Origin of the sequence: Microbacterium testaceum StLB037 (assembly GCF_000202635.1) — a bacterium.
In the GTDB taxonomy this organism is placed as follows: Bacteria; Actinomycetota; Actinomycetes; order Actinomycetales; family Microbacteriaceae; genus Microbacterium; species Microbacterium testaceum_F.
On record NC_015125.1, the window covers coordinates 2,107,589 to 2,133,623 of the forward strand.

Genomic DNA, 26,035 nt, shown 5'->3' on the forward strand with positions numbered 1-26,035 from the left:
GGAGCGCTGGGGGTCGCGGCGCCGGAGGCGCGGAATTCATAGCGAACCGGCATGCACCCCCGCGAGCCGGATCGAGGTGTCCCACACCCGCGCAGCTTCGGCGAGGTCGCGCAGTGGGCGGTACAGCGCGTGGGTGCCGGGAGCTCCGCCGAGGTGCCCGAAGCCGCTCGGGCCGTAGAGCACGTCGCTACGCGGGTCGTCGGTGGTGGCGGCCAGCAACGCCGGAAGCCCGGCGGACTCGACCGTGCCGAGCAGCAGGCCGCGCGTCGACAGCCACCGCACCACGCGGACGCCCGTGGTGTCGGCCGCACGTCCGATCTCGGGACGCGCCGCGAGCAGGTTCGTCGGGGCGACGCCGGGGTGCGCCACGACGCTGCGGATGCCCCACCCTTCTCGCCGCGAGCGCTCGTCGAGCTCTCGAGCGAACAGGCCGAGGGCGATCTTGGATGCCGCGTAGGCGCGCTGGCCGTTGTAGCCGCGGGCGCTCTCCAGGTCGTCCCAGTCGATGCGACCGCGGGCGGCGGCGACGCTCAGCTGCGTGACCACCCGCGCCCCGCCGGTTCTCAGGAGCGGCAGCAGGTGTCCGACGAGAGCGACGTGGCCGAGGTGGTTCGTCCCGAACTGCAGCTCGTGCCCGTCGACGGTCGTCTGCCGCTCCGGCGGGGTCATGACCCCGGCGTTGTTGACGAGCAGGTGCACCGGCATCCCTCCCTCCCGCAGGGCGGCACCGAACGCCGCCACGGACTCGAGAGACGCGAGGTCGAGATCATGCACCTCGATCCGCGCGGAGGGGTGACGATCCCGGATGCCACGCGCCGCCCGCTCGCCCTTCTCCCGGTTGCGGACGGGGAGCACCAGCTCGGCCCCGGCCGCCGCGAGGCGCTCGGCCATGACGAGTCCCATGCCGTCGCTGCCGCCGGTCAGGACGACGCGGCGGTCGGCGAGGGAGGGGAGGGGAAAGGTGATGTCGCGGGTCATGGGGGCTCCTCGTTCGGTCGTCGCCCCAGCATCACGTGATCGTCGGCGCGGAGACAGGGCCTGTCGATCCCCGGCTCGCGAGGCCCGGGTTCGTGAGAGGGGGATCGGCGCGCCCTGGTTCGTGGCGGCCCGGGACGGTAGACAGGACCCCGTGATCGATCGAGCCGCGCTGGCGGACTTCCTGCGCACGCGCCGCGAGGCGCTGCAGCCCGAGGACGTGGGCCTGCCCCGCGGCGTGCGGCGGCGCACCCGCGGCCTGCGGCGCGAAGAAGCCGCCGCGCTCAGCCATATGTCGACCGACTATTACGCCCGCCTCGAGCGAGAGCGCGGACCGCAGCCGTCGGAGCAGATGCTGGCATCCATCGCCCAGGGGCTCCACCTGTCGCGCGCAGAGCGCGATCACCTGTTCCGCTTGGCCGGGCACGTGCCCTCCGAGCACGGGCTCGACGGGGAGCACATCAGCCCGGGGCTCCTCCGCGTGCTCGATCGCCTCGACGACACCCCGGCGGAGGTCGTCACCGAACTCGGCGAGACTCTGCGGCAGTCTCGCCTCGGCGTCGCCCTGATGGGCGACGCGGGTCTCCGCCATGGACCGATGCGGAGCCTCGGCTACCGCTGGTTCGCCGACCCGGCCTCGCGTGCGGTGTACGCCCCGGACGACCACGCGTTCCTCAGCCGTCTCTTCGCATCGGGGCTGCGCGAGATCGTCGGTCGACGCGGACCCGGGTCTCGCGCCGCGGGTCTCGCCGACGACCTGCTGCGCCGGAGCGAGGAGTTCCGCGCGCTGTGGGCTCTCCACGAGGTGGGGCTTCGGGCGAAGGACACCAAGCACTTCCTGCACCCGACCGTGGGAGAGATCGAGGTGCACTGCCAGACGCTGACCGACCCCGGAACGAGCCACTCGCTGCTCGTCTACACCGCGGCACCGGGGACGGAGAGCGCCGAGAAGCTGCGGCTGCTGGCCGTGGTCGGGCCCGGCGTCCCCGCGTGAGGCCGGGGCGGTGCCCGCGCCCGAGCTCGTACCCGTGCGTCCGCGCCCGCCCGCGCCCGCCGGCATCCGCCTGCGCCCGCCGCGCGGCGGGTAGCGTGCTGACATGCGCGAGAACGTCCGCCGGGTGCGGCGCCCGGCCACCGGCGGAGCCCCGGCGTTCGACCTGACGTACGTGCGCTCCGGGCCGCGCGGGGCGACGCCCGTGCTCGTGATCCCGGGCGGGCCGGGACTCGCCTCGGTGCTGCCGTACCGGGGCCTCCGGCGCTGGGCCGCCCGGGGCGGGCTGGACCTGATCATGGTCGAGCACCGCGGTGTCGGTCGCTCCCGCAACGACCTGGCCGGCGATCCCCTTCCCCCCGAGGCCATGCGCATCACGGAGGTGCTCGACGATCTCGCGGCGGTGCTCGACGCGGAGGGTGTCGACCGCGCGGTGATCGTCGGCTCGTCGTACGGCAGTTACCTCGCCATGGCGTTCGGGGCTCGGCATCCGGAGCGGGTCCATGCCATGCTGCTCGATTCCGCCCTGCAGTCGGCCCATGACATCGATCTTGAGCGCGCGTGCCTGCGGGAGCTGTTCTGGGATGCCGACGACGACATGGCGCGCGGGGTGAAGCGCCTCGTGGCCGCCGGGGTCTCGGAGCGGATCGTGCTCGACATCGTCCGCGCCGCCTACGAGCTCGGCGGAACCGACCTCGTACACCCCCTCGTGCGGCACCGGCCCGGATTCGCGTGGCGCGCCCTGGGCGCCTACGCCACGCGCGACGCCGAGATCGCGCGGTTCCCGGGGATCTACGAGTTCGACCTCGTGGGCACGATCGCGTTCCGCGAGCTGGGCTACGGCGGCACCCCCGACGGCCACCCGCTCGATCCCGCGCGCACCTACCTCCCTCTCGCGCCCCGCTACCCGGCGTTCGTCGGAGAGCCGTACGACCTCATCGAGGCGGTCCGCTCCTTCGACTGGCCGCTCGTGGTGCTCTCGGGAGACCGCGACCTGCGCACCCCGTCGGCGATCGCCGAGCGGGTGGTCGCGGCGGCACCGGATGCCACCCTCGTGCGCATCCACAACGGCCACAGCGCCCTCGACACCCACCCGATGGCGCTGCTCAACGCGGTCCGACGGCTGGTTCGGGGCCAGCAGGACCGCCTCCCCGGCGACGAGCCCGCCCTCGACCGCCTGCCTCGGAAGGGGCTGTCGGCTGCCTTCCCCGGCCTCCTGCTGCACATCGCGCACCTCGACGCCCTGCTCCGCCGGCGCGTGCTGCGCCGCTGATCCGCGGCGCCGGGGCGTGGCATCCGGATCTCGTGCGGGACGCCCTGGCTCGAGAACACGCGCGTCGGGGACCTCCGCGGGACGATGCAGGGCCCGTGGGCCCGTCGCCGTGAGCGGCGCGGGACGGCACGACCCGCGCGGAGTGCCGTGTCAAGGATCTGGCCGAACCCGGACCCCGGGCCCAAGCTGACGCGCGTGACCGACGGCGACCATCCCCGCTTCCCCCTCCTGCTCCCACCCGACACGGCCGGCCTCGACGGCATGCGCGCGACGCTGACGGGGGCGGATGCCGTCGGCGACCTCGGTACCGACCTCGCCGCCACGCTCGCCTGGGTGACGAGCGTCGCGCGGCCGCACTCCCTCGCGACGACCTGGGAGCTGCTCGCCTCGGTCGCTGCGCGCGACGTCGCCGCGGCGAGGATGCTGGAGCCGCACCTCGACGCCCTCGCGATCCTCGACGAAGCCGCTGCGGCCGGGTTCGCACCCGACCTCGACACGAGCGGATCGTGGGGCGTCTTCGCCGCCGAGGGCCCGGGGATGCGACTCGAGGCGAGACGGGATGCCGGCACCTGGACGCTGCACGGCACGAAACCCTGGTGCTCCCTCGCCGCCGACCTCGACCGCGCGCTGGTGACCGCGTGGGTCGATGACACGCACCGGCAGCTCTTCGCCCTCGACCTGCGCGACCCCGCCGTGACGGCGCGCCCCGGACCGTGGCACGCCCGTGGACTCGAGCGGGTCGTCAGCGCGCCGATCGACGTCGACGGCGCTCCGGCCGTCCCGGTGGGGGATGCCGGGTGGTACCTGCGGCGTCCCGGCTTCGCGCACGGCGGGGTCGGTGTCGCCGCGTGCTGGTGGGGCGGGGCCGTTCCCCTTCGCGACCCGCTCGCCGCGGCGGCGGCGCGAGACAGCGCCGACCAGCTCTCCCGCGTGCACCTCGCGCGCGCCGACGTCGCGCTGTGGGCCGCGCGCGCTGTGCTCGTCGAGACCGCGACGGTGTTCGGCGCCGGGGGAGAGGCATCCGAGGGTCTGCGGGCGAACCGCGCGCGCACCGTCGTCGCCGACGCCGTCGAGACGACCGTCGCCGAGGCCGCGCGTGCCCTCGGCCCGGGACCGCTCGTCGTCGACGAGGCTCATGCCCGCCGGGTCGCCGATCTGCAGGTCTACATCCGGCAGCACCACGGCGATCGCGACCTCGCGAGGATCGGCGCCGACATCGCGGCGGGGAACGCCGCATGGTGAGCTTCGATCACCGCGATCCCGGAACCGCCGAGGACGTCTGGACCGCCGCCCTCGCCCGAGACCTCCCCGCCCTCGACCTCGATGTCGACCGGATCGTCGTCGTGGCCGCGCATCCCGACGACGAGAGCCTCGGCGCCGCGGGACTCCTCGCCACCGCCGCCGCCCGCGGCATCCCGATCGACCTCCTCGTCGTGTCCGACGGCGAGGGCTCGCACCCCGATTCGCCCACCCACAGCCCGGCGACCCTGGCATTGCGCCGCCGCCGAGAGGTGTTCGCCGCGACCGAGATCCTCGGGCTGACGAATGCGCCGATCTTCCTCGGTCTCCCCGACGGCGGCGCGGACGAGTACCGGGATGCCATCGCCGCGGCCCTCCACGACACTCTCGACCGCGCTGGTCCGTGCCGTGTGCTCGTGCTGTCGCCGTGGCGCGGCGACGGGCACCGCGATCACCGCGTGGTGGGCGAGGTCGTCGAGGAGGTCTGCGCCGCGAGGCGGATCCGCTCGCGCGCGTTCCCCATCTGGCTGTGGCACTGGGGCGGCCCGGACGACGTCCCGTGGGAGCACGTCGAGCACCTGCCGCTGAGTCCGGACATCCAAGATGCCAAGACCCGCGCGCTCGCCGCGCACACGAGCCAGATCCTTCCGCTGTCCGCCGCCCCCGGCGACGAGGAGATGATCCACACCCGCATGCGCGCGCATTTCGACCGGGACAGCGAGGTGTTCTTCGCCCCGGCCCGTGTGGAACGGCCCTCCGTCGGGCAGGAGTACTTCGACGACATGTACGCGCGGCACGACGACCCGTGGGGCTTCGACTCGCGCTGGTACGAGGAGCGCAAGCGCACCGTGCTCCTCGCCGCTCTGCCCCGCCACCGCTACCGCTCGGCGTTCGAGGCGGGATGCTCGACGGGGGCACTGACGGTCGAGCTCGCCGAACGGTGCGACCGGGTGTTCGCGGTCGACCTCGCGCCTGCCGCCCTCGACCGGGCGAGCGAACGCCTGGCCGGACGGGCGAGCGTCGAGCTCCGCCGCGCGACGCTCCCCGCCGAGTGGCCCGAGGGTGCGTTCGACCTCGTCGTGCTGTCGGAAGTGGCGTATTACTGGGCCGGCGCCGATCTCGACCGGGGTCTCACCGCGAGCGTCGGCTCGATGAGCGCCGACGGTCATCTCGTGGCCTGTCACTGGCGGCATCCGGTCGCCGAATACCCGTGGACCGGCGACGACGTGCACGACGCGCTCGCCGCGCGCCCCGACCTGGTGCGCCTCGTCCGGCATGAGGAGGAGGACTTCGTGCTCGAGGTCTTCGCGCGCCCCGGTGCGCGGTCGGTGGCGGCCGAGGCGGGACTCGTGCCGTGAGGGCGGTGGCGGTGGTGATCCCCGCGCACGACGAGGAGGCGCTGATCGGGCGCTGCCTCGCCTCGGTGACCCGCGCGGTGGCGCACGCGCGCGAACGGGAAGCGGGGCTGGCCGCAACGGTCGTCGTCGTGCTCGACGCGTGCACCGACACGACGACCCCGCAGGTGCGACGCTGGCCGGTCGAGGCGGTCGAGATCTCGGCGCGCAACGTCGGCGCCGCCCGCCGGACAGGCGTCGCGCGCGCTCTCTCGTCCCTCGGGTCCGCTCCGGAGGACACCTGGATCGCGATGACGGACGCCGACACCGTCGTGCCCCGAGACTGGATCACGCACCAGCTCGACCTGATGGATGCCGGGATCGACCTTGTCCTCGGAACGGTCCGCCCCGACTTCGCCGACCTCAGCGCCCGCCACGCGGCCTACTGGCGCGCGACGCACCACCGGGGTCGGCCGCCGGGCAACGTGCACGGGGCCAATCTGGGCGTGCGGGCGAGCACCTACGCCGAAGCCGGTGGCATCCGGGATCTCGTCGCGCACGAGGACGTCGACCTCGTCCGTGCGGTGCGGGCTCTCGGCGCGCGCGAGCGGGCGAGCGATGTGCACGAGGTCGAGACGTCGGGCCGGTTCACGGGGCGCGCCCCCGCCGGGTACGCCGCGTTCCTGCGTCGGGTGCACGACTGGGTGGACGCGCCGCCGCTCGCGGCTCCCGGCGCCTGAACCATCGGACGAGCGTTCGTCAACCACCTCGGTCGCTCCCGTCGCACCGCGCAGACTGGCCGTCCCCCGGAACGAGAGGCACCACCATGAAGGCACTGACCTGGCAGGGCACGCGCAACGTGAGCGTCGAGGAGGTCCCCGACCCCGAGATCCTCGAGCCGACCGACGCGATCGTGAAGATCACCTCGACGGCGATCTGCGGCTCCGACCTGCACCTGTACGAGCTTTTCGGCCCCTTCATCGACAAGGGCGACGTGCTCGGCCACGAGCCGATGGGCGTCGTCGTCGAGGTCGGCTCGGCCGTGACGAACCTCGCCGTCGGCGACCGCATCGTCGTCCCCTTCAACATCTCGTGCGGACACTGCTTCATGTGCCGCCGCGGCCTGCAATCGCAGTGCGAGACGACGCAGGTGCGCGAGTACGGCAGCGGCGCGGCGCTCTTCGGCTACACCAAGCTCTACGGTCAGGTGCCGGGCGGCCAGGCGGAGTACCTGCGGGTGCCGCTCGCCGACTACAACCACATCCGCGTCGGCGACGACCTGCCGGACGACCGCTACCTCTTCCTCAGCGACATCGTCCCCACCGCCTGGCAGGGCGTGCAGTACGCGAACGTGCCCGAGGGCGGCACGCTCGCGGTCATGGGCCTCGGCCCGGTCGGCCAGTTCGCCGCCCGCATCGGCGTGCACCTCGGCTACCGCGTGCTCGCGATCGAGCCGGAGGCGGAGCGTCGCGCGATGGCCGAGCGCCACGGCATCCTGACCTACGACCTGACCGACACGGTGGTCGACGAGCTGATCGACCTCACCGAGGGGCGCGGAGCGGACGGGATCGTGGATGCCGTCGGCATGGAGGCGCACGGGAACGGGGCCGTCAAGCTGGCCCAGAACGCCGTCGGGCTGCTTCCCGACGCGCTCGCGCAGAAGCTCATGGACAAGGCCGGCCTCGACCGCCTCGCCGCGGTCTACGCCTCGATCGACCTCGTGCGCCGCGGCGGCACGGTCTCGCTCAGCGGTGTGTACGCCGGCGAGGCCGACATCCTGCCGATGAAGACGATGTTCGACAAGCAGCTGAACTTCCGCATGGGCCAGTGCAACGTCAAGCGCTGGATCGACGACCTGCTGCCGCTGGTCGAAGACCCCGCGGACCCGCTCGGCGTGATGGACCTTGTCACGCACCACGCCCCGCTCGAGGACGCCCCTCGTCTGTACGAGACGTTCCAGAAGAAGGAGGACGGCTGCATCAAGGTGGTGCTCCGCCCCGGTTCCTGACGGCCGGAGCGGCCGCGGTGCCGTGACGCGGCCGGACCGTCCTGCGGAGAACGGCGGTGGCACGCCGGGCACGGGTCCTCCGTGGCGGCGTGCCGGCCGCGAACTCCGCGGGACGGCACGGCGCCCGACTCCGGATGCCGGGAAGTTACACGCGGCCCGCGTGCACGGCCTCGAGGGCCGCGGCGTCCGCGTCGCTCATGCCGTCGATCGCCTCGCCGTTCCACACGATGTCGTCGCCGAGCGCCGCGAGGATCTCTTTGCGGTCGCCGTGCGAGATCTTCGCGCCGTGGACGATCGTGGCCGGGCTCCAGAGCATCGCGGCTCCGTCCCACCACCCCGCGCCCACGTCGCGCACGTGGAGCAGGTCGTGCAGGGTCTTGGGCAGGTGCGACAGCGGCTCGGTGAACGCGTCCGCGACGACGGCGAGCGTGATCTGGCGCTCGGTCCCGGGAACGGCGACGACGGGCTCGGCCAGCTCGCCCTCGATGGCCTTCGACACGTCCTCGGCGTCGAGCAGGATGACACCGTTGGTGGGGCGCGGGTTGCACTCGATGATCTTGTAGTCGGGGGCGGCGTCGGTGCCGTGGTAGACGAAGTCGAACGAGATCTGGCCGGTGAACCCGGGGTCGAGGGTGTCGACGATCTGCTGCGTGTAGCGCAGGGTGTCGGTGCTGTCGACGGCGATGAACGCGATCGCGGTGGAGTGCGCCCACTGCTCGGCGGCCTTGTAGGTGGTGTGCGCCTGCACCTTGCCGTCGACGACGACGCTGTACGTGCAGACCATCGGCCCGTCGACGAACGGCTGGACCAGCCACGGCTGCTCGGGGGTGGGGACGCACTCCTCGACGGGGATCTTGCCGGCGAGCGGACCGGTGTTGGTCAGCAGGCCCACCCCGCCCCGCGAGAACGCCGCGCGGGCGAAGTAGCGGGGGAAGCTGTCGATCGCGGTGCGCAGCTCCTCGGGGGAGGTGACGATGACCGTCTCGGGGATGGGCACCCCGGCATCCTGAGCCAGGCGCTGGAAGCTGGCCTTGTCGTGGAGGCGGGCGAGGTCGGCGAACGTGCCGGAGAAGAGGCGGACGCCGGAGGGGAGATCGGCCACGCGCGCGGCGAGGTAGAAGACCTCCTCGAACGTCGGGATGATCAGGTCGATGTCGTGCTTCTCGACGTAGTCGCCCACCGTGGCGATGAAGGCGTCGGTCTCGAACCGCGGCGACGGGGTGGCGAGGTGGCCGGCGAGGAAGCGCGAGTGGTTGCCCACCGCTCCGTCGTAGGTGTCGCTGGCGAAGACCGTGTGGCCGACGCTCCCGAGCTTGCGGATGAGGTCGAGGGCGAAGGTGTTACGGGAACTGGTGACGAGCACGCGCATGGAGGCACCCTTGGTCGTGGCGGCAGACGTAGGCGTCACTCTATCCATCTGCTGTGCCCTCGCGTGAGACGACCGTGGGGAAACCTTCCCGCAACACGGCCCTGAGTAGAGTCGTCGCATGGGTGACCTGTTCGACGGTTACGGCTCCACGCTGGCGCCGCGCAAGACCGCTTCCGGCATCCCGGCGTTCGACGAGATGTTCGGCGTTCCGGCGAGTCCCGGAGAAGCCGCCCCCTCTCGCGAGGCGTACCGGGAGCTGTACCAGACGCTCGCGCAGATGACGCAGGAAGAGCTGCGCGGGCGCACCGAATCGCTCGCCAGTTCGTATCTCGCGCAGGGCGTGACGTTCGACTTCGCGGGCGAGGAGCGGCCCTTCCCGCTGGATGCCGTGCCCCGCGTCATCGCCTACGACGAGTGGTCGCGGATCGAGGCCGGCGTCAAGCAGCGCGTCCGCGCGCTCGAGGCGTTCCTCGACGACGCGTACGGCAACCAGCACTGCGTGCGCGACGGCATCCTGCCCGCGGGCCTCATCTCGTCGTCGCAGTACTTCTACCGCCAGGCAGCCGGCATCCGCAGTGCGAACGGCGTGCGCATCCAGGTGTCGGGCATCGACCTCATCCGTGACGAGCACGGCGAGATGCGCGTGCTCGAAGACAACGTGCGCGTGCCCTCGGGGGTCTCGTACGTCATCTCGAACCGCCGGGTGATGGCGCAGACGCTGCCTGAGCTGTTCGTGTCGATGCGCGTGCGCCCCGTCGGCGACTACCCGAACAAGCTGCTCGCCGCCCTCCGCGCGTCGGCCCCGCCCGGGATCGACGATCCGAACATCGTCGTGCTCACGCCGGGCGTCTACAACTCGGCGTACTTCGAGCACACGCTGCTCGCGCGCCTGATGGGCGTCGAGCTGGTCGAGGGGCGCGACCTGCTGTGCATCGGCGGCAAGGTGTTCATGCGCACCACGCGCGGGCCGCAGCGCGTCGACGTCATCTACCGCCGCGTCGACGACGACTTCCTCGACCCGCTGCAGTTCCGCGCCGACTCGATGCTCGGTGCCCCCGGGCTCATGCTCGCCGCGCGCCTGGGCAACGTCACGATCGCGAACGCCGTGGGCAACGGGGTCGCCGACGACAAGCTGCTCTACACCTACGTGCCCGACCTCATCCGGTACTACCTCGCCGAGGAGCCCATCCTCAAGAACGTCGACACGTGGCGGCTCGAGGATCCGGGCGCTCTCGAAGAGGTGCTCGACCGGCTGCCCGAGCTCGTCGTGAAGCCCGTCGACGGCTCCGGCGGAAAGGGACTGGTCGTGGGACCGGATGCCTCGCCCGCCGAGCTCGACGCGCTCCGCAAGCGTCTGCTCGCCGATCCCCGCGGGTGGATCGCGCAACCGGTCGTCATGCTCTCGACCATCCCGACGCTCGTCGAGGACGGGATGCGTCCGCGGCACGCCGACCTGCGCCCCTTCGCCGTGAACGACGGCGACGACATCTGGGTGCTGCCCGGCGGGCTCACGCGCGTCGCCCTCCCGGAGGGCCAGCTCGTGGTGAACTCCAGCCAGGGCGGGGGCTCGAAGGACACCTGGGTGGTCGGCGGTGCGGCACCCTCGCACGTCGAGTACGGCCAGGGCCAGGGCGTCTCGGGACTCGTGGCCGATCAGGCCGCGGTGACCGAGTCGATCCCGATCATCTACGACGGTCAGCCGGCTCCCGCGACCGCGCCCCGTGATCCGCGCGCCGGCGGGCGGGAGCAGCAGGAACAGCAGCAGCAGGATGCCACCGTGCAGCACGGTCCGCAGGCGGAACAGCAGCAGCAACAGGCGTTCGCGGCGGGCCTGGACCCTTCGACGAGCTCAGGGTCCTCGATCGCGCCCGCGGGTGACGGACGGGAGCAGGGATCATGCTGAGTCGCATCGCGGACCCTTCGACAAGCTCAGGGACCAGGGAGGCCGACTCATGCTGAGTCGCATCGCAGAGAGCCTGTTCTGGATCGGGCGGTACATCGAGCGCAGCGACGGGACCGCGCGCATCCTCGACGTGCACCTGCAGTTGCTCCTCGAAGACCCGTGGATCGACGAGGACACCGCGTGCCGGTCGCTGCTGAGCGTCATGGGCTCGGCCTGGCCCGAGAACGTCGATTCGGTGCGCCGCGACGACGTGCTGGCCCGCCTCGCGGTGGACCGCATGAACCCGTCGAGCATCGCCTACTCGATCACCGCGGCGCGAGAGAACGCCCGCCGGGCGCGGGAGATCGTCTCCACCGAGCTGTGGGAGATCCTCAACACCACGAACTCCCGGATGCCGCGACGCCTGCAGACCGAGAAGGTGCACGAGTTCTTCCAGTGGGTGCGCGAGCGCGCCGCCCTGGCCATCGGCATCGTCGACTCCTCGACGAACCGCGACGAGGCGTGGCAGTTCTTCACGCTCGGGCGCAGCATCGAGCGCACCGACATGACCGCGCGGCTGCTCGCGACGCGGTCGCTCACCGAGGTCTCGGGCCCCTCGTGGACGACCATCCTCCGCTCGTGCGGCGCGTACGAGGCGTACCTGCGGACCTATCGAGGGATGCCGAGTGCCCGCAACGCGGCGGAGTTCCTGTTGCTCGACCGTCTGTTCCCGCGCTCGATCATCTACTCGATCCAGCGCGCCGAGGACTGCATGAGCGCGATCGACCCCCGCGCCGACCGCGTCGGCCACTCGAACACGGTGCTGCGGGCGCTCGGCCAGATCCGCAACGATCTCGAGTACCGGCCGGTCAGCGACGTGCTCACCGACCTGCCCGAGCACATGCAGCGCGTGCAGACGGTGACGCGAGAGGCGTCCGAGGCGATCCGCTCGCGCTTCTTCCCGACGCAGGCCGAGCCCAGCTGGATCGGAGAGATCTCATGACCCTTCCGCAGGCTCAGGGACCCCTTCGACAGGCTCAGGGACCCTCGGTGCGCCGCCGGGGTGAAGGGAACGGACGATGAAACGTCTCCGTATCGAACACCAGACCGGCTTCGCCTACCCCGGCGACGTCTCGGCGTCGTACAACGAGGCACGCATGCTGCCGCACTCGACCGACAGCCAGTTCGTGCTGAGCTCGTCGCTCGACATCGAGCCGTCGACGTCGGTCAACCAGTACGTCGACTACTTCGGCACGCGTGTCGCCGCGTTCGACGTGCTCTCCCCGCACGCCGCCCTCACGATCACGGCGCGCTCGCTCGTCGAGGTGCGCCCGCGCCCGATCGAGCACACCGACATGACGTGGGAGCAGCTCGCGGCCGAGGCGGACCGGTCGATCTCCACGGTCGAGCAGCTGACGCAGACGCGCCGGACGGCGCCGCACCCCGAGGTGGCCGAGCTCGCGCGATCGATCGCCGCCCGGCACGATCGCCCCGGTCCCGCGGCGCACGCCATCGCGGAGGCGATCGGCGACGCGATCGAGTACATGCAGGGCGTCACGGGCGTCACCTCGACGGCCGTGGATGCCTGGGACGCGCGGAAGGGCGTCTGCCAGGACATCGCCCACATCGCGATCGGGGCCCTGCGCGAAGTCGGCATCCCGGCCCGCTACGTCTCGGGCTATCTGCACCCGAAGCCCTCCGCCGAGGTCGGAGAGGCCGTGACGGGAGAGTCGCACGCCTGGGTCGAGTGGTTCGCCGGCGATTGGCAGGGCTTCGACCCGACGAACAACATCGAGATCGGCGATCGCCACGTGCTCGTCGGTCGCGGTCGCGACTACAACGACGTGCCGCCGCTGCGCGGTGTCTACGCCGGCCCCGGCAAGAGTCAGCTCAAGGTCAAGGTGACGATCACGCGCGAGACGTGATGGCGCGGCCCAGCCCTGCCTGCACCTCGCGGTGCAGGTCCTCGAGGGTGGCGGTCTCGCCGGCGTCGTGGCGGCGGGCCCACTCGTCGAGGGTGGTCCGCATCTCGAGGCCGGCGACACCCAGGGCGGTGCGGACGTCGAGCTCGGCGAGGCCGATCCGCTCGGCGATCTCGGGCACGAAGCGGTCGGCCGAGGTGACCTCGCGGCGGACGGCGGCGCCGAGCAGTGCGGGCTCGTGGGCGATGAGCCGCCGCACGCGCAAGAAGCGCTCGCGCGCGCGGGGATCGGCATCCAGAAGCTCCAGTTCGCGCGCGAACACCTGACGGAGCGCGGTCAGCAGGGCCGCGATGTCGTCGCCCACCTCGGCGACCCCGGCGAGGGCGTCGGCGAAGCGACCGTCGTCGACGAAGACGGCGTCTTCCTTCGTGCCCGCGACGCGGAAGAAGGTGCGGGGGGAGACACCGGCGCGGGCGGCGATCTCGTCGACGGTCGTGCCGTGCACGCCCTTCTCCTCGAACAGGTCGAGGGCGGCTGCGCAGATCTCGACCGACGTCTCGCGGCGGCGGCGGTCGCGGAGATCGCCGACGGGAGGTGTCGTGGGGGTGCTCACATCCGATACGGTAGTCCATGTCTTCTTGGCAGTCACTGCCATATTGTCTTCTCCTGCTGAGATTGGTCGCTCATGGTCGCCACCGGAACCGTCCCCACCACCGCCCCGCCCGGAAAGCCCGCCGTGCGCCCCGGCGCGGTCATCGCCCTGCTCGTCGTCGCCGCGTTCGTCGTCATCCTCAACGAGACGGTCATGGGCGTCGCCCTTCCCGAGCTCATGCGCGAGCTCGACATCTCCGCCGCCACGGCCCAGTGGCTGACGACCGCGTTCCTGCTGACCATGGCGGTCGTGATCCCGACGACGGGCTTCCTCATCCAGCGGCTGCCGCTGCGGACCCTGTTCTTCACCGCCATGGGCCTGTTCACCCTCGGTACCGTGATCGCCTCGCTCGCGCCCGGTTTCAGCGTGCTGCTGGGCGCGCGCATCGTGCAGGCCTGCGGGACGGCGATCATGCTGCCGCTGCTGTTCACCACCGTGCTGAACGTCGTGCCGGCCCACCGCCGCGGGCGCATGATGGGCCTCATCTCGATCGTCATCTCGGTCGCCCCGGCCATCGGGCCGACCGTGTCGGGCCTGATCCTCTCGGTCTTCCCCTGGCGCGGGATGTTCGTCGTGATGGTCCCGATCGCCCTCGTCGCCATCGCTCTCGGCGCCCGCTGGGTGCGCAACCTCACCGACACGCGCCGCGTGACGCTCGACGTGATCTCGGTGGTGCTCTCGGCGCTGGCCTTCGGCGGCCTCATCTTCGGCCTGTCGAGCATCGGCGAAGCCGCGAGCGGGCACGAGATCGTGCCGGTCTGGATCCCGCTCGTCGTGGGCGTGGTCGCCCTCGCGGCCTTCGTCGTCCGTCAGCTGCGCCTCGGCTCGACCGACCGCGTCCTGCTGAACCTCGGTGTCTTCCGGCACTCGTCGTTCACCCTCGCCGTGATCCTCGTCGTCGTGGCGATGACGATGCTCTTCGGCGTCCTCATCCTCCTGCCGATCTACCTGCAGAACGTCCTGGGTCTCGGGACGCTCCCGACCGGACTCCTCCTCCTGCCCGGAGGCCTGCTCATGGGGCTCATGGCCCCGCTGGTCGGCAATCTCTTCGACCGCTTCGGCGCGCGCCCTCTCGTGCTGCCCGGCGCGATCATCGCGAGCCTCGGGCTGTGGGGCTTCGCCACCCTCTCCGCCGAGACGGCGGCCGGCTTCGTGATCGCCGTGCACTGCGTGCTGAGCCTCGGCCTGGCGTTCATGTTCACGCCGCTCATGACCTCGGCGCTCGGCTCGCTCCCGCGCGAGCTCTATCCGCACGGCTCCGCGATCGTCTCGACCGTGCAGCAGCTCGCGGGCGCCGCGGGGACGGCGGTGTTCGTGACGCTGATGACCGTGGGTGCCGCTTCGGCTGTCGACGGGGGAGCGAGTGTCGTGGATGCCACGGCCACCGGCATCCATTCCGCGTTCTTCCTCGCGGCGTGCCTGTCGATCGCGGTGATCGTGCTCGCGGCGTTCGTGCGGACGCCGAAGCAGGCCGAGGGTGTCGAGGGGATGCCTGTGCACTGAGGCGCTGGCCCGACCGTCAGCGAGACGGTCGGGATCGCGCCCGTCAGCGGTTCACGAAGCCCATGTGCTGCGCGTTGTAGCGGTCGCCGTGGACGCCGACGCGGCGGGCGAGTCCGTCGAGGTCCGCCTTCTCGTCGGCGGACAGGGCCACCTCGGTCGCCCGCGCGTTCTCGATGATCCGCTCGGTGCGCCGCGTGCCGGGGATGGGGACGATGTGCGGCCCCCGGGCGAGCAGCCAGGCGAGCGCGATCTGCCCGGGCGTGGAGTCCTTCTGCTCGGCGAGCTCGCGCACGTGCGCGACGAGCGCCTGGTTCGCGGCGAGGTTGTCGGCCTCGAAGCGGGGGACGCGCGTGCGGATGTCGCCCTCTGCGAAGGCGGTCGAGGTGTCGACGGTGCCCGTGAGGAACCCCTTGCCGAGAGGACTGAAGGGCACGAATCCGATGCCCAGCTCCGCCAGGGTGGGGAGGATCTCCGCCTCGGGATCGCGGGTCCACAGCGAGTACTCGCTCTGCAGCGCCGTCACGGGGAAGGTCGCGTGGGCGGCGCGGATGGTCGCCGCCGACGCCTCGGAGAGCCCGAAGTGGCGCACCTTGCCCTCGGCGACGAGCTCGCCCACCGTTCCCGCCACGTCCTCGATCGGAACGTCGGGGTCGACGCGGTGCTGATAGAAGAGGTCGATCACGTCGGTGCGCAGACGCGCGAGCGACGCGTCGGCCACGCGACGGATCTGCTCGGGCCGGCTGTCGAGTCCGGCCATCGCGCCGTCGCGGATGTCCCACCCGAACTTGGTGGCGATGACGACCTGGTCGCGGATCGGCGCGAGCGCCTCACCGACCAACTCTTCGTTGTCGTACGGGCCGTAGACCTCCGCGGTGTCGAAGAGAGTGACGCCCGCGTCGAGAGTCGAGCGCAGCACGGCGATCATGTCGTCGCGGTCGCCCGGATTCGGTCCGTACGACTGCGACATCCCCATGCAGCCGAGCCCGACGGCCGACACCTCGAGCCCCTGTCCCAGCGTCCGTGTGTGCATGTCGTCATTCCTCTCGCGCCGCTGCAGCGGCATCCCATCGAAGCCCGCCTTCGGTTTCGCGCCGTTCCCGGCCTGCCAGGTGGCCCGGCACGCGGACCATCCCGCTGTGTCTGCCCCTCAGCGCCTCAGGGTATCGAGGAGGGACGAATCGCGGCCACCGGCCGCTGCGCGATGACGACGAGTCCGTCACCCCACGCGACGGGTCGACGCCCGCGGAATGACCGTCTCGAACGTCACGGGTGGGAGCGGGGCGGGCTCGCGGCCCTCGATCTTCGCGAGGACGAGGTCGGCGACCAGCCGCCCGAGTGCGGTGCCGTCGAGGTGCACGCTCGACAGGCGGGGGAGGAAGAGGGATGCCAGGGGTGAATCGTCGTGTCCGATCACCGAGACGTCTTCCGGCACGTCGAGCCCGGCGGTGATCGCTGCGCCCGCGACCATCGCTGCGATGTCGTCGTTGTAGGCGACCACCCCGGTCACCTCGTCGCGAACCCACCCGTGGACGAGCGTTTCGAGGTCGATCCCGGGCGCGTCCACGAGCTCGGGTGGCGCGCACGTCATCCCTCGCGCCGTCGCGGCTCGCAGGGCGACGTCGTGTCGTTCGCGGCTCAGGTCGGCCAACCGCGGATCGGAGGTCGACGCGAACGCGATGCGGCGATGTCCGAGCTCGTACAGGTGCTGCACCTGCAGGGCGGGACCCGCACCGCCGACGCGCTCGGCCTCGCCCGCGGGAGCCTCCACGTCGGGGTCGGGGATGATGGCGCGGATGCCCTGCTCCCGCATGGCGGCCACGTCGGCGTCGGAGAACGGGAGGAAGCCGAAGACCACATCCGGATCGAGCAACTGCCACAGGGGGCGAGTCCTCCCGGTCGCGTGGGGCGTCCAGGTGACGAGGGTGTAGCCGGCCTCGTCGAGGAGGAGGGAAGCCTCCTCTATGTAGCGGCGCACGCTGTAATCCTGCGGCCAGTCGGGCAGGACGAGCAGGACGATGCGCGTCCGTCCGCTCGCGAGCGCCTGGGCGGCGGCGTGAGGGCGGTAACCGAGCGCCCTCGCGGCATCGAGCACGCGCTCGCGGGTCGAGGCGGAGATCGTCTGACCGGGGGTGTCGTTCAGCACGTAGCCGACCGTGGCGCGGGAGACGCCGACGGCGCGCGCGATGTCGGCCGCGGTCGCGCGGCGCGTCTGCGGAGCGGTCGTCATGTCATCGCCTCTCGTGCGTTCTGATAGGGACACTCTACTTGCACGCGCAAGTTGATCTTGGTATGTTCCATTCACTTGCACGCGCAAGCACCTCTAGATCGGCCCGTGAAACGTTTCATAGCCCGATCTCCCACTCGACAATGGAGTCTTCGCGATGAACGCCCCCTCCGAAAACGCTCCGGCTTCCGACATCCCGATGCCGCAGCCGATCCCGCCGGTCCCCGCCGCCATGGCAGAGGTGATCGACGTCGACGACGCCCCCGGGGAGATGCCCAAGGTCGGCCCCCGCTATATCTGGTTCATGACGCTCGCGCAGCTCGGCGTCTTCATGGCCTTCATCACACCGCTGGCCATCTCGCTGACCATCCGCGTCAACACCCTCGCACCCGGACATCCCGAGTACCTCGGCTTCATCACCGGTGCCGGCGCGCTGTTCGTCATGCTCACTTCGCCCTTCATGGGGATCTGGAGCGACCGCACGCGCACCCGCTTCGGACGCCGCCGTCCGTTCATGCTGGGCGGGATGCTCATCGGTGTCGTGTCGCTGTTCGTGATGGCTCTCGCCCCAAACGTGTTCGTCGTCGGCCTCGGGTGGATCCTCGCGCAGTGGGGATGGGGCACCACCCTCAGCAACCTCAACATCTCGCAGGCCGACCGGCTGCCCGAGTCGCAGCGGGGTCGCGTGGCCGGACTGACGAGCTTCGCGACGCAGATCGCCCCTGTGTTCGGTGTGGTGCTCGCGCAGTTCTTCACGGCCGATGCGCTCCTGCTCTTCCTCGTTCCGGGAGCCGTCGGCGTCCTCTTCGTCGTGCTGTTCGTCACGCTCGTCCACGAGGACGACAGCCGGTCGATCCCCAAGGATCCGATGACCGTGACGCAGATGCTCGCGAAGTACCTCTACAACCCCCGCAAGCACCCCGACTTCTCGTGGAACTGGCTGGGTCGCTTCCTCTTCTACACCGGCATCACCCTCAGCACGACGTACTCCGCGTTCTTCTTCGCCGACCGTCTGGGTGTCCCCGTGGAGTCGGTCACCGGGATCATCGCCTCGCTCAGCCTCGGCGGCATCCTCGCGGTGACGCTCGGCGCACTGGGGGGTGGCTTCCTGTCGGACCGCCTCCACCGCCGCCGTGTGTTCGTACTCGTGGGCGGGGTGATCATGGCCGCCGGCATGGTCACGCAGGGGCTCGCGCCCGACCTCACCTTCCTCATCGTCGGATCGTTGCTGGGCTCGGTCGGCCTGGGCATGTTCGCCGCCGTCGATACGGCGTTGCTGCTCGATGTGCTCCCCGAGCGCGAGACGGACGCCGGACGGTTCATGGGCATCGTCGGGTTCGCGACGTCGATTCCGCAGTCGATCGCCCCGCTGCTCGCTTCCGCGATCCTGCTGATCGGCGTCAGCGGCGACGCCCGCAACTACACGCTCGTGTACATCGTCGGTGCCGTTTGCGTCGTCCTCGCCGGTGCCGTCGTGCTCCGCATCCGCTCGGTCCGCTGACCCTCCGTCTCGCCCCACCTCGAAGGAGCCTCCCTCATGACAACCCCGACCCAAGGCGCGTTCATCACGTCCGCCGCCTCCACCGGCCGCGAGGGTGAACCCGCGATGTACCTCCGCCGCGCGTTCTCGCTCGCGGAGCGCCCCGTGCGGGCCACGCTCCGCCTCACCGCGCTCGGCGTCGTCGAGGCGCGCGTGAACGGTGCCGTCGTGGGGGACGAGGTGCTCGCGCCGGGCTGGACCTCGTACCGGCACCGCCTCGTGGTCTCGGAGCACGACGTGACCGACGACCTCGTCGTGGGCGAGAACGTCCTCGGCGCGATCGTCGGCGAGGGGTGGGCGCTGGGCCGCCTCGGCTGGGAGAACAAGCGCAACCACTACGCCGAGCGTCCGGCGCTCTTCGCCGAACTCGTGCTCGACTTCGGTGGCCGCACCGAGGTCATCGCGAGCGACGGGTCGTTCCGCGCGGGTACCGGTGGCATCCGGGACAACGGCATCTACGACGGCGAGACGTTCGACGCGCGCCTCGAGCCCTCGGGGTGGGATGCCGCGGGCTTCGACGACTCCGCATGGGGCGACGTCGAGACGGTCGAGTGGCCCCTCGAGGCGCTCATCGACTCGCCGGCCGAGCCGATCCGCCGCGTCGAGGAGCTCGCTCCGGTCGCGGTCATGACGACGCCCTCGGGCAAGACGGTCGTCGACTTCGGGCAGAACCTGTCCGGTCGCGTGCGCTTCACCGTCACCGCCGAGGAGGGTGCCGTCATCACCCTCCGGCATGCCGAGGTCATGGTCGCGGGCGAGATCGACATGGAGACGGTCCGCACCGCGAAGGCGACCGACCGCTTCATCTCGGCCGGTGGCACCGACACGTGGGAGCCGCGCTTCACCTTCCACGGCTTCCGCTACGTCGAGGTCGAGGGGTGGCCCGGCGAGCTCGACCCGGCCGCGATCCGCGCGGTCGTCACGCACTCCGACATGACGCGGATCGGGTGGCTCGAGACCAGCGACCCCCTGCTGAACCAGCTGCACTCCAACGCGGTGTGGTCGATGCGCGACAACTTCGTGGGCGTCCCGACCGACTGCCCTCAGCGCGACGAGCGTCTCGGATGGACGGGCGACATCAACGCTTTCGCGCCCACCGCGGCCTTCCTCTACGACGTGCGCGGCGTCCTCGGCTCGTGGCTGCGCGACCTGGCTCTCGAGCAGAAGGCCATGGGCTTCGTACCTTGGGTCGTGCCCGACGTGCTGTCCACGCCGTCGTCGCCCACAGCACTGTGGAGCGACGTCGCGGTGAGCCTCCCGTGGGCGCTGTACCGCGAGTACGGCGACACCGGCATCCTCGCTCAGGCGTACGAGTCGATGACGACGTTCATCCGACAGGTGGCGGGTCTCCTCGACGACGACGGACTCTGGAGCACCGGCTTCCAGTACGGGGATTGGCTCGACCCCGACGCCCCCGACGACAACCCCGCGGGAGGCAAGACCGACCGCCACCTGGTCGCCTCGGCCTATCTGTGCAAGACGACGCGCGAGATGGCCGAGACGGCGCGCATCCTCGGTCGCGATCAGGATGCCGCGGAGTTCGGAGCCCTCGCCGCGCACGTTCGCGCCGCGTTCCGCCGTGAGTACGTCACCGAGAAGGGTCGCGTCGCCGGGGAGACCGTGACGGGCTACTCGCTCGCGATCACCTTCGGCATCCTGGACGACGACCAGCGCGCGCACGCGGGCGATCTGCTCGCGCGTCTGGTGGCGAAGGCGGGGTACCGCATCTCCACCGGCTTCGCGGGCACCCCGCTCGTCACAGACGCCCTCTCGAGCACCGGCCACCTCGACGAGGCCTACCTGCTGCTGCTCGAGACGGGGTGCCCGTCCTTCCTCTACCCGGTCACCATGGGTGCGACCACGATCTGGGAGCGGTGGGACTCGGTGCGCCCCGACGGCACGATCAACCCGTCGGGGATGACCTCTCTGAACCACTACGCGCTGGGCGCCGTGGTCGACTGGATGCACCGGACGATCGGAGGTCTGACCGCGATCGAGCCCGGGTACCGCCGCGTGCGTATCGCCCCCCTCGTCGGAGGTGGCCTCACCTCGGCATCGCTCCGCCACACGATCGCCGCCGGGGACGTGGAGGTGTCGTGGAAGCGCGAGGCCCAGAGCATGACGCTGACGGCGACGGTGCCCGAGGGGGTCACCGCCGAGATCGCGCTTCCGCTGCACCCGGATGCCGAGATGCACGAGGTCGGCGGCGGCACGCACAGTTGGACCTACGGCGTGCCCGTGGCGACCGGCGGCAGCTACGATCTCGACTCCACGCTCAAAGAGATCGCCGATGACGCCGCGGCCTGGCGCGCGTTCTTCGACGCGTTCTCCACGCATTTCCCCGGGGTGCCGCTGGACGGTACCGCCCCCGAGGCGGCGTTCATGACCGTCAATACGATGCTCGAGTACGTGCCCGGCGCGTCCGACGAGCTGCGCGGCGACCTCGCCGCCGCCCTCGCCCGCGTCTCCGAAGGAGCCTCCTCATGACCCTCGACCCCTCGCAGCTGACTCTCGAGCAGAAGGCCTCGCTCCTTTCCGGCCGCGACTTCTGGTCGACGAAGGAGATCGCCGAAGCGGGCATCGCCTCGATCGTCTTGACCGACGGTCCGCACGGCATCCGGCGTCAGAAGGGGGATGCCGACCACCTCGGCATCCACGACAGCCTGCCCTCGACGTGCTTCCCACCGGCTGTGGCGATCGGCTCCAGCTGGGATCCTGAGCTGGCGCGAGCGGTCGGTGGAGCGGTCGGCGAGGAGGGCGTCGCGTTCGGAGTGTCCGTCGTTCTCGGCCCGGGCATCAACATAAAGCGCTCGCCGCTGTGCGGCCGCAACTTCGAGTACTACTCGGAGGATCCGCTGCTGTCGGGTGCGCTGGGCGCCGCGCACGTGATCGGGCTGCAGGCTGCCGGTCCCGGCGCCTCAGTGAAGCACTTCGCCGCCAACAACCAGGAGACCGAGCGCATGCGCGTGAGCGCCGAGGTCGACGAGCGCACGCTGCGCGAGATCTACCTTCCGGCCTTCGAACGTGTCGTGAAGGAAGCTGCGCCGGCGACGGTGATGTGCTCGTACAACAAGGTGAACGGCGTCTCTGCGTCGCACAACCGGTGGTTACTCACCGAGGTGCTGCGAGGGGATTGGCGATACGAGGGGGCCGTCGTCTCGGACTGGGGCGCCGTCAGTGACCGCGTCGAGGGCGTGCGCGCCGGCATGGACCTCGAGATGCCCGGCAGCAACGGCACCACCGACGCCCAGGTCGTCGAAGCCGTGCGGCGGGGCGAGCTCGATGAGGCCCTCGTCGACGCGTCGGCGCGACGCGTGCTGCAGCTCGCCGAGCTTGCGTACGAGGCCACCGACGAACTCGACGTCGACGGGCACCACGCCGTCGCGCGTCGAGCGGCGGCCGAGTCGGTCGTGCTGCTGAAGAACGACGGCGTGCTGCCGATCGCCGGGGGGAAATCGATCGCCGTCCTGGGCGCGTTCGCCTCCCAGCCGCGCTACCAGGGCGGGGGAAGCTCGCACATCAACCCCACACGCGTCGACGCGGCGCTCGACGAGATCCGCGCGTTCGCTCAGGCGCACGGATCCACGGTGGACGCCTCCGCCGGATTCACCCTCGAAGGTGCCGATGAGGACGCTGGTCTCGCGTTGCGCGCCGAGGCCGTGGCGATCGCGACAGCGGCCGACGTCGCCGTCGTCTTCGCGGGGCTGAGCGATCGCGAAGAGTCCGAGGGCTTCGACCGCACCACGCTGATGCTGCCCGAGGCTCAGGTCGCGCTCATCCGTGCCGTCGCCGCAACGGGTACGCCCACCATCGTCGTGCTCTCCAACGGTGGCGTGGTCTCGCTCGAGGGATGGCACGACGAGGTCGCCGCGATCGCCGAAGCGTGGCTGCTGGGCCAGGCGGGTGGCGGGGCGATCGCCGACGTGCTGTTCGGCGCGGTGAACCCGTCGGGTCATCTCGCCGAGACGATCCCGCTGCGACTCGAAGACACCCCGAGCTGGCTGAACTTTCCGGGCGAGCAGGGTCACGTGCGGTACGGCGAGGGCGTGTTCGTCGGCTACCGGCACTACACGACCGCGGGTGTCCCCGTGCGATATCCCTTCGGACACGGGCTGTCGTACACGACCTTCCGAACGGATGCCGTCGAGGCGGAGGTCGTCGGCGATGACGCGGTGGACGTCGCGGTCACCGTCACGAACACGGGGAAGCGGACCGGAAAGCACGTCGTGCAGGTCTACGTCTCGACCGACACCGGCCCCGTTCGCCGACCCCTGCGCGAGCTGCGGGCGTTCGAGAAGGTGTCGCTCGAGCCCGGTGAGACGCGTCGGGTCGAGCTGCGGTTGGACCGACGTGCCTTCGCCTACTGGGACATCGAGCAGCACGACTGGGTGGTGCCCGCGGGGGAGTACACCGTCCAGGTGTGCTCGGACGCGTCGACCGTGCTCGTCGAAGAGCGCGTCGCACTGGCGGGCGATGCGCTCGTGTGTGAGCTGACGATGGAGTCCACGGTGGGCGACTGGTTCGGTCACCCCGTCGTGGGTCCCGCGCTCATGGCCGGGCTGACGGCATCCATGACTCCGGAACAGGCCGAGCAGGCCGAGCAGAACCCGGATGGGCTCAAGATGGTCGAGTCGATGCCGATGCAGCAGTTCCTCGTTTTCACGAACGGGGCGATCCCGATCGAGGCCCTCGAGCAGCTCATCGACCTCAGCAAGGCCCCGGTGGCGGTGGTCTGATCGTGACCATCTCTTTCGAACGGACCGTCCTGCTCACCGGTGCCACGGGCAACTGGGGACGCGCCGCTCTGCGCGCGTTCCGTGCGCGCCCCGACATCCGCGTGCGGGCTTTCGCGCTCCCCACGCCTGCCGACGACGCGGTCCTCGCGGAATTCGAGGGGATGCCGAACCTCGAGGTCGTGCGCGGGGACCTCACGCGGTTCGCCGACGTGCGGGCGGCGATCCGCGACGTCGATGTCGTGCTGCACGTCGGGGCGGTCGTCTCGCCCTTCGCCGACGAGCGGCCCGACCTCGCGCGGCGCGTGAACATCGGGTCGATGCAGAACCTCATCCGCGCGGTGAAGGAACTGCCCGATCCCGGTGCCGTCGCGATCGTCGGCATCGGCTCGGTCGCCGAGACCGGGGACCGGCAGGAGCCCGTCCACTGGGGGCGCGTCGGCGACCCGCTCCGGGTGTCGCAGTTCGACGAGTACGGCCAGACGAAGATCGTCGCGGAGCGTCTGCTCGTCGATTCGGGACTGCCGAAGTGGGCGTGGCTGCGCCAGACCGGGATCTTCCACGCCGGCATGCTCGAGATCCGCGACCCGATCATGACGCACTCGCCGTTCGCGGGGGTCATGGAGTGGGCGACGGCGGAGGATTCGGCGCGCCTGCTCGTGGGCGCGGCATCCGCCGACGTTCCCCCCGACTTCTGGGGCGGCGTCTACAACATCGGCGGGGGCGAGCAGTGGCGACTGACCAATTGGCAGCTGCAGAACCTCATCGCCGGGGCGCTCGGCGTGCCCGACATCCGCCGCTGGTACGACCGCAACTGGTTCGCGCTGAAGAACTTCCATGGGCAGTGGTACACCGACAGCGACCGGCTGAACGAGCTCATTCCCTTCCGGAAGGACACGGTGGCGGATGCCATGACTCGGGCGATCGAGGCCGCTCCGGCCGCGGTGCGCTCGGCGGGGAGAGTGCCGCCGTGGATCGTGAAGAACTTCGTGATGAAGCCGCTGACGCGGAAGCCCCGCGGCACGATGGCCGCCGTGCGCGCGGGTCGCGCCGACGAGATCGCGGCGTCCTTCGGCTCGCGTGAGGCGTGGGAGGCGATTGGCGACTGGAGCACGTTCACCGTTCCGGAGCCGTCGCGCGTGCCGCAACTGCTCGATCACGGGTACGACGAGTCCAAGCCGGCCGCGGCGTGGACCGCCGATGACGTCGCGGGCGCGGCCGACTTCCGTGGTGGGGAGCTGCTCAGCACGGACGTCGGGGCGGCGTCGACGCCGCTTGTCTGGCGCTGCGCGCTCGGACACGTCTTCGCCGGCAGCCCGCGCCTGATCTTGACGGCCGGGCACTGGTGTCCCGATTGTGTGCGCGATCCTGCGGGCTACGGGCGCCAGGCCGAGGCGAATCAGCACCTTGCGCAGGTGGAGATGCCGGCGGCGGCCCGCCGCGTCGCGGCGGGGGCGGACGCGCGGCGTGGGGCGGCCGGTGCCGTGTCGGCATGACCGTCTCGTTCCATGCGGGAGCCGTGCCGGGTCGGCACGGGGCGGTCCCGATTCGCACTTACACCCTCGATGAGTCGCCCCGCGGCACACGGACGCCGCTCGTCTGGCTGCACGGCGGAGCCTTCGCGTACGGGGGCCTCGATCAACCGGAGTCGCACGCACCTGCGATGAGTGCGGCAGCGACGGGACGGACGATCGTCACGGTGGACTACCGTCTGGTCGGCCCGTGGAATCCGTTCTTCGACGTCAAGGACTCGTCGCTGACCGGCATCCGCTTTCCGATTCCGTTCGATGATGTGCTCGACGTCATCACCGCGGTCGCCGGGGAGGCCCCGCGAGGGCACATCCTGCTCGGCGGGGCCAGCGCGGGAGCGTGCCTGGCCGCCGCTGCCGCGCGCGATCTGGCACAGCGCCGATCCGCCTCCGTCCGCGGCCTTGTGCTGGCCTACGGAACATTCCACGCGCAGTTGCCTGCGATTCCGGCGGAACTGCGCTCGCGGATGCGCGGTCGGCACTGGTTCTCGCAGTTCCGCCCGGCGACCGTGCGTCGGATGAACCACAACTACGCCGGGAGCGTCGCCGCGATGCAGGATCCGCGTGCCTTCCCCGGTGGACACGATCTGACGGGGCTCCCCGACACCCTCATGCTCGACGCCGACCGCGATTCGCTGCGCGCGTCGGGCGGGGCGTTCGCCGAGGAGCTTCGTCGTGCGGGTGTGCCGCTGCGGTACGAGGTGGTCCCCGAGACGCCGCACGGGTTCCTCAACCGACCCGGAACACCGGGCTATGACGCCGGTGTCCGCATCATGACCGATTGGCTCGGAGGGCGCTGAGGTCTCGGCATCCGAGATCGGGGAGTCTTCTGTATCACGGACTCCGTCCGACGACGACGGG

General features: G+C 71.1%; 20 protein-coding genes. 15 read left to right on the forward strand and 5 right to left on the reverse strand.

All coding sequences use genetic code 11. The features are described 5' to 3' along the window. Positions 1 to 36: 36 nt before the first annotated feature. The gene (locus MTES_RS09625) at positions 37 to 978 is read right to left on the reverse strand and encodes an SDR family oxidoreductase (RefSeq protein ID WP_013585060.1); all 942 of its coding nucleotides are present in this window, start codon (positions 976 to 978) and stop codon (positions 37 to 39) included. Between the two features lie 151 nt (positions 979 to 1,129). Here MTES_RS09625 and MTES_RS09630 point away from each other — a divergent pair, with 151 nt between their 5' ends. From MTES_RS09630 to MTES_RS09655, 6 genes are all read left to right on the forward strand, one after another. After that, the gene (locus tag MTES_RS09630) at positions 1,130 to 1,969 is read left to right on the forward strand and encodes a helix-turn-helix transcriptional regulator (protein WP_013585061.1); all 840 of its coding nucleotides are present in this window, start codon (positions 1,130 to 1,132) and stop codon (positions 1,967 to 1,969) included. Between the two features lie 103 nt (positions 1,970 to 2,072). Further along, the gene (locus MTES_RS09635; protein ID WP_013585062.1) at positions 2,073 to 3,239 is read left to right on the forward strand and encodes an alpha/beta fold hydrolase; all 1,167 of its coding nucleotides are present in this window, start codon (positions 2,073 to 2,075) and stop codon (positions 3,237 to 3,239) included. A 195-nt stretch (positions 3,240 to 3,434) separates the two neighbouring features. After that, the gene (locus MTES_RS09640) at positions 3,435 to 4,481 is read left to right on the forward strand and encodes an acyl-CoA dehydrogenase (RefSeq protein ID WP_231848068.1); all 1,047 of its coding nucleotides are present in this window, start codon (positions 3,435 to 3,437) and stop codon (positions 4,479 to 4,481) included. After that, the gene (locus tag MTES_RS09645; protein ID WP_013585064.1) at positions 4,475 to 5,836 is read left to right on the forward strand and encodes a PIG-L family deacetylase; all 1,362 of its coding nucleotides are present in this window, start codon (positions 4,475 to 4,477) and stop codon (positions 5,834 to 5,836) included. Before MTES_RS09640 ends, MTES_RS09645 begins: the two co-directional genes overlap by 7 nt. Positions 5,837 to 5,850: 14 nt before the next feature. Then, on the forward strand, positions 5,851 to 6,552 hold the full coding sequence (locus tag MTES_RS09650) for a glycosyltransferase (protein WP_231848069.1): 702 nt from the start codon (positions 5,851 to 5,853) through the stop codon (positions 6,550 to 6,552). Positions 6,553 to 6,638: 86 nt separating this feature from the next. Then, a complete protein-coding gene (locus MTES_RS09655) occupies positions 6,639 to 7,820 on the forward strand; it encodes a zinc-dependent alcohol dehydrogenase (RefSeq protein WP_013585066.1) in 1,182 nt (393 codons plus the stop codon). A 145-nt stretch (positions 7,821 to 7,965) separates the two neighbouring features. Here the strand turns inward: MTES_RS09655 and MTES_RS09660 are convergent, their stop codons facing one another. Next, positions 7,966 to 9,189: a carbamoyl phosphate synthase large subunit gene (locus tag MTES_RS09660; RefSeq protein ID WP_013585067.1), complete on the reverse strand. Its 1,224-nt coding sequence runs from the start codon at positions 9,187 to 9,189 to the stop codon at positions 7,966 to 7,968. Positions 9,190 to 9,307: 118 nt separating this feature from the next. Here MTES_RS09660 and MTES_RS09665 point away from each other — a divergent pair, with 118 nt between their 5' ends. From MTES_RS09665 to MTES_RS09675, 3 genes are all read left to right on the forward strand, one after another. Further along, entirely contained in the window at positions 9,308 to 11,092 is a 1,785-nt protein-coding gene (locus MTES_RS09665) for a circularly permuted type 2 ATP-grasp protein (protein WP_013585068.1), read from the forward strand. Between the two features lie 49 nt (positions 11,093 to 11,141). Further along, positions 11,142 to 12,074: an alpha-E domain-containing protein gene (locus tag MTES_RS09670; protein ID WP_013585069.1), complete on the forward strand. Its 933-nt coding sequence runs from the start codon at positions 11,142 to 11,144 to the stop codon at positions 12,072 to 12,074. Between the two features lie 76 nt (positions 12,075 to 12,150). Then, entirely contained in the window at positions 12,151 to 12,996 is an 846-nt protein-coding gene (locus MTES_RS09675; RefSeq protein ID WP_013585070.1) for a transglutaminase family protein, read from the forward strand. Here MTES_RS09675 and MTES_RS19720 read toward each other — a convergent pair. Beyond that, positions 12,980 to 13,606: a TetR/AcrR family transcriptional regulator gene (locus MTES_RS19720; protein WP_050901776.1), complete on the reverse strand. Its 627-nt coding sequence runs from the start codon at positions 13,604 to 13,606 to the stop codon at positions 12,980 to 12,982. The two genes, MTES_RS09675 and MTES_RS19720, sit on opposite strands and share 17 nt — an antisense overlap. A 72-nt stretch (positions 13,607 to 13,678) precedes the next feature. Here MTES_RS19720 and MTES_RS09685 point away from each other — a divergent pair, with 72 nt between their 5' ends. Then, a complete protein-coding gene (locus MTES_RS09685; RefSeq protein ID WP_013585072.1) occupies positions 13,679 to 15,148 on the forward strand; it encodes an MDR family MFS transporter in 1,470 nt (489 codons plus the stop codon). A 43-nt stretch (positions 15,149 to 15,191) separates the two neighbouring features. Here the strand turns inward: MTES_RS09685 and MTES_RS09690 are convergent, their stop codons facing one another. Continuing rightward, positions 15,192 to 16,178: an aldo/keto reductase gene (locus MTES_RS09690; protein ID WP_013585073.1), complete on the reverse strand. Its 987-nt coding sequence runs from the start codon at positions 16,176 to 16,178 to the stop codon at positions 15,192 to 15,194. 186 nt (positions 16,179 to 16,364) lie between these two features. Further along, positions 16,365 to 17,375 carry a LacI family DNA-binding transcriptional regulator gene (locus MTES_RS09695; RefSeq protein WP_013585074.1) on the reverse strand — a complete coding sequence of 337 codons (1,011 nt, stop codon included), beginning with the start codon at positions 17,373 to 17,375 and terminating at the stop codon, positions 16,365 to 16,367. Positions 17,376 to 17,529: 154 nt separating this feature from the next. On the opposite strand from MTES_RS09695, the gene MTES_RS09700 reads away from it, so the two are divergent. Genes MTES_RS09700 through MTES_RS09720 form a run of 5 tightly spaced genes read left to right on the forward strand, consistent with a single transcriptional unit; the run spans position 17,530 to position 25,974 of the window. Next, entirely contained in the window at positions 17,530 to 18,873 is a 1,344-nt protein-coding gene (locus MTES_RS09700) for an MFS transporter (protein ID WP_013585075.1), read from the forward strand. Positions 18,874 to 18,909: 36 nt separating this feature from the next. Further along, the gene (locus tag MTES_RS09705; RefSeq protein WP_013585076.1) at positions 18,910 to 21,399 is read left to right on the forward strand and encodes an alpha-L-rhamnosidase; all 2,490 of its coding nucleotides are present in this window, start codon (positions 18,910 to 18,912) and stop codon (positions 21,397 to 21,399) included. Next, positions 21,396 to 23,648 (forward strand): beta-glucosidase, encoded by a 2,253-nt coding sequence (locus tag MTES_RS09710; protein ID WP_013585077.1) that lies wholly within the window; start codon positions 21,396 to 21,398, stop codon positions 23,646 to 23,648. Before MTES_RS09705 ends, MTES_RS09710 begins: the two co-directional genes overlap by 4 nt. A 2-nt stretch (positions 23,649 to 23,650) precedes the next feature. Next, a complete protein-coding gene (locus MTES_RS09715) occupies positions 23,651 to 25,141 on the forward strand; it encodes an NAD-dependent epimerase/dehydratase family protein (RefSeq protein WP_013585078.1) in 1,491 nt (496 codons plus the stop codon). Further along, the gene (locus tag MTES_RS09720; protein WP_013585079.1) at positions 25,138 to 25,974 is read left to right on the forward strand and encodes an alpha/beta hydrolase; all 837 of its coding nucleotides are present in this window, start codon (positions 25,138 to 25,140) and stop codon (positions 25,972 to 25,974) included. Before MTES_RS09715 ends, MTES_RS09720 begins: the two co-directional genes overlap by 4 nt. Positions 25,975 to 26,035 lie beyond the last annotated feature (61 nt).

Coding starts and splice junctions, on each gene's coding strand:
- MTES_RS09720 (WP_013585079.1), top strand. CDS start 25,138: ATGACCGTCTCGTTCCATGCGGGAGCCGTGCCGGGTCGGCACGGGGCG.
- MTES_RS09645 (WP_013585064.1), top strand. CDS start 4,475: ATGGTGAGCTTCGATCACCGCGATCCCGGAACCGCCGAGGACGTCTGG.
- MTES_RS09685 (WP_013585072.1), top strand. CDS start 13,679: ATGGTCGCCACCGGAACCGTCCCCACCACCGCCCCGCCCGGAAAGCCC.
- MTES_RS09710 (WP_013585077.1), top strand. CDS start 21,396: ATGACCCTCGACCCCTCGCAGCTGACTCTCGAGCAGAAGGCCTCGCTC.
- MTES_RS09700 (WP_013585075.1), top strand. CDS start 17,530: ATGAACGCCCCCTCCGAAAACGCTCCGGCTTCCGACATCCCGATGCCG.
- MTES_RS09635 (WP_013585062.1), top strand. CDS start 2,073: ATGCGCGAGAACGTCCGCCGGGTGCGGCGCCCGGCCACCGGCGGAGCC.
- MTES_RS09665 (WP_013585068.1), top strand. CDS start 9,308: ATGGGTGACCTGTTCGACGGTTACGGCTCCACGCTGGCGCCGCGCAAG.
- MTES_RS09690 (WP_013585073.1), bottom strand. CDS start 16,178: ATGCACACACGGACGCTGGGACAGGGGCTCGAGGTGTCGGCCGTCGGG.
- MTES_RS09675 (WP_013585070.1), top strand. CDS start 12,151: ATGAAACGTCTCCGTATCGAACACCAGACCGGCTTCGCCTACCCCGGC.
- MTES_RS09655 (WP_013585066.1), top strand. CDS start 6,639: ATGAAGGCACTGACCTGGCAGGGCACGCGCAACGTGAGCGTCGAGGAG.
- MTES_RS09705 (WP_013585076.1), top strand. CDS start 18,910: ATGACAACCCCGACCCAAGGCGCGTTCATCACGTCCGCCGCCTCCACC.
- MTES_RS09625 (WP_013585060.1), bottom strand. CDS start 978: ATGACCCGCGACATCACCTTTCCCCTCCCCTCCCTCGCCGACCGCCGC.
- MTES_RS09660 (WP_013585067.1), bottom strand. CDS start 9,189: ATGCGCGTGCTCGTCACCAGTTCCCGTAACACCTTCGCCCTCGACCTC.
- MTES_RS09695 (WP_013585074.1), bottom strand. CDS start 17,375: ATGACGACCGCTCCGCAGACGCGCCGCGCGACCGCGGCCGACATCGCG.
- MTES_RS09670 (WP_013585069.1), top strand. CDS start 11,142: ATGCTGAGTCGCATCGCAGAGAGCCTGTTCTGGATCGGGCGGTACATC.